This window comes from Protofrankia sp. CiP1_Cm_nod1, from assembly GCF_920888515.1.
Classification (GTDB): Bacteria; Actinomycetota; Actinomycetes; order Frankiales; family Frankiaceae; genus Protofrankia.
In genome coordinates this window covers 1-2638 of record NZ_CAKKTM010000376.1, presented here as the reverse complement: position 1 = coordinate 2638, position 2638 = coordinate 1, and the positions used below count along the sequence as shown (strand labels likewise).

The window sequence follows — 2638 nt, the reverse complement described above, 5'->3', positions numbered from 1 at the left end:
GCCCGGCCGCGTCCGCGCCGCCGGCGGCCACCCTGCGCGGGGCCGACGTCGACAGCCGGAGCGCGTGATGCCGCGGCTGTTCTACATCGCGCTCGGCGCGGCGGTGGGAGTGGTGACCGTGCGGCGTGCCGCCCGCGCCGTGTCCACCCTCACTCCGCAGCATCTCGCCGGTTCCCTCGTAGAGTCGGTGCAGGATTTCCTGGCCGACGTCCGGGAAGGGATGGCCGAGCGGGAGGATGAGCTTCGTCAGGCTCTGGGGCTGGATGACACCGGTGACGCGCACGGTGCCGACGGCGGCCCGCCCGGTGCCGCCGCCTCGGGCATCGCCGGTACCCGTTCCGCGTGAGCGCGTCCCGGGGCCGGCCCGGGCATCGGCCGGCCCCGGCGGTCCGCGATGAGCCGCCGGGCGGGGGTGCATGTCGGTATCGACGTGGGCACAGTCAGAATAGGGGTCGCGGCCAGCGACCCTGACGCGAGGATCGCGTTCCCGGTGACGACGCTGCGACGGGACACCCGGCTGAACAGCGATCTCGACGAGATTGCGATGATTGTGCAGGATCGTCATGCGGTGGAGGTCGTTGTGGGTCTCCCGACACGGCTGTCCGGCCTCCCGGGGCCGGCGGCCCGCCAGGCCCGGGCGTACGCCGGCCTGCTGGCGGCCCGGGTCGCCCCTGTCCCGGTGCGGCTCGTCGACGAGCGGCTGACCACTGTCGTGGCCCACCGCCGGATGGCCGAGCGTGGCCTGCGCGCACGGGACCGTCGCGCAGTCGTAGACCAGGAGGCAGCGGTGCAGATCCTGCAGTCCGCCCTGGACATCCCGCGTGACGCGGGGGCGTCCGACGCCGTGGCCACCCGGCGCGAGCCGGATCGCCGCGCGGACGACACGTGATCGGGGACGACCTCGACGAGCTGCTCGATGACGCGTCAGGCAGCCGGGCCTCGTACCGCAGCAGGCCCACCGGCGGTGGCCGTGGAAGCCACGGCAGCCGTGGCAGCCGTGGCCGGGCCCGGCGGCGGGGCCGTACCGCGCACAAGCTTATCGCGGTCCTGGTGGTGGTGGCCGGGGTCCTCTGCGGCGGGATCTACGGCGCGGGCAAGGTGATCGGGCGCGTCACGGCCGGCGAGTCGGCGATCGACTACTCCGGGCCCGGCGACGGCTCGGTCATCATCCAGATCCAGGCCGGCTCGACCGCCCGGGACATCGCCCGGGTGCTCGCCTCCGCCGAGGTCGTGCGGACACCGGCCGCCTTCGTCAACGCGGCCGCGGCCGACGAGCGGTCACGTTCCATCCAGCCCGGCTTCTACCGGCTCAGGCAGCACCTGCGGGCGGCCGACGCGCTGGCCACGCTGCTGGACGTGAAGTCCCACACCCTGTTCCGGCTCACTATCACCGAGGGCATGACGGTCAAACAGGTGCTCACGGCGCTGGCCGAACGCACCGGCCAGCCGCTCCCCGCGCTCGAGGAGATCGTGAGGAGGCCGGGCGAGCTCCAGCTGCCGTCGTACGCCGCCAGCGTCGAGGGCTATCTGTACCCCTTCACCTACGACCTGCGGCCCGGCGCCTCCGCGACCGCCACGCTCAAGGGCTTCGTCGACAGGTTCAGGACGGAGACGGCCGGCCTCGGCATCGAGGCGGGCGCGGCCGCGCTGGGCCGCACCCCTCAGGACATCGTCACGATCGCCTCCATCATCGAACGTGAGGTGAAGAACCCGGACGAGGGGCCGAAGGTCGCCCGGGTCATCTACAACCGGCTCGCCGACACCTCCGGCCGGTTCCGCCGCCTCGACCTGGACTCGACCACCCGGTACGCCCTCGACGAGTACGAGGGCCCGCTGACCCAGAGCCAGCTCGCCAGCAACAACCCCTACAACACCCGCAAGGTGGCGGGCCTGCCGCCGGGGGCCATCTCCAACCCGGGGAAGTGGGCGCTGGAGTCCGCCCTGCACCCGGCCGACGGGCCGTGGACGTACTTCGTGTCCCTGCCGAAGTCGAACGTGACCATCTTCGCGACGACGGACCGGGAGTGGCAGGAGGCACTGGCCCGCTACCGCTCCGAGGGCGGGTCATGACCGCCACCGGCCACCACCCGCCCGTGACCGTCACCGGCCACCACCCGCCCGTGACCGTCACCGGCCACCGGCCGCGGGCGGCCGTCGCGGGAATGCCGATAGCGCACTCAATGTCACCGGTTATGCACCGCGCGGCATATCGCGCGCTGGGAATCGACTGGGACTACACCGCGGTCGCCTGCGACGACAGCGCGATCGGCGATCTGATCGCGCGGGTGCGTACCGAACCGGGCTGGGTCGGCCTGTCACTGACCATGCCGCTCAAACAGGCCGTCCTGGCGTTCCTCGACCGGATCGACGACACCGCCGCGGCCGTCGGCGCCGTCAACACCGTCGTCGTCGAACGTGCCGGCCAGCGCGGCACCGGACGTGACACCGGACGCGCCACCGGAGACGACGTCCGAGGGGACGCCGGACGGGACGCCGGACGGGACGCCGGGCAGGAGCGCGCCGGGGCCGCCGGGCCCGTCCGGCTGGCCGGCTTCAACACCGACGTCGCCGGAACGGCGCACGCCGTGACGACGGTCCTCGGCGCCGGGCGGGCCCCGCGCCGCCCGCTCGTCATCGG

4 protein-coding genes are annotated in these 2638 nt (G+C 73.5%); all 4 read left to right on the top strand.

Features of this window, described 5'->3' with window-relative positions; translation table 11 throughout:
* Positions 1-346: hypothetical protein (locus tag NBX02_RS16760; RefSeq protein ID WP_445548490.1), on the top strand; the 346-nt coding region annotated here is incomplete at its 5' end.
* A 48-nt stretch (positions 347-394) separates the two neighbouring features.
* Positions 395-889 (top strand): Holliday junction resolvase RuvX, encoded by a 495-nt coding sequence (ruvX, locus tag NBX02_RS16755; RefSeq protein WP_250292103.1) that lies wholly within the window; start codon positions 395-397, stop codon positions 887-889.
* The gene (gene mltG, locus NBX02_RS16750) at positions 886-2070 is read left to right on the top strand and encodes an endolytic transglycosylase MltG (protein WP_250292101.1); all 1185 of its coding nucleotides are present in this window, start codon (positions 886-888) and stop codon (positions 2068-2070) included. The genes ruvX and mltG overlap by 4 nt, the downstream gene beginning before the upstream one ends.
* Positions 2067-2638 (top strand): shikimate dehydrogenase family protein (locus NBX02_RS16745; RefSeq protein ID WP_445548489.1); only part of this gene is annotated, 572 nt, incomplete at its 3' end. The genes mltG and NBX02_RS16745, both read left to right, overlap by 4 nt.

Bases quoted from the DNA above. Each gene is read 5' to 3' on its own strand.
- ruvX (WP_250292103.1), top strand. From the start codon at position 395: ATGAGCCGCCGGGCGGGGGTGCATGTCGGTATCGACGTGGGCACAGTC.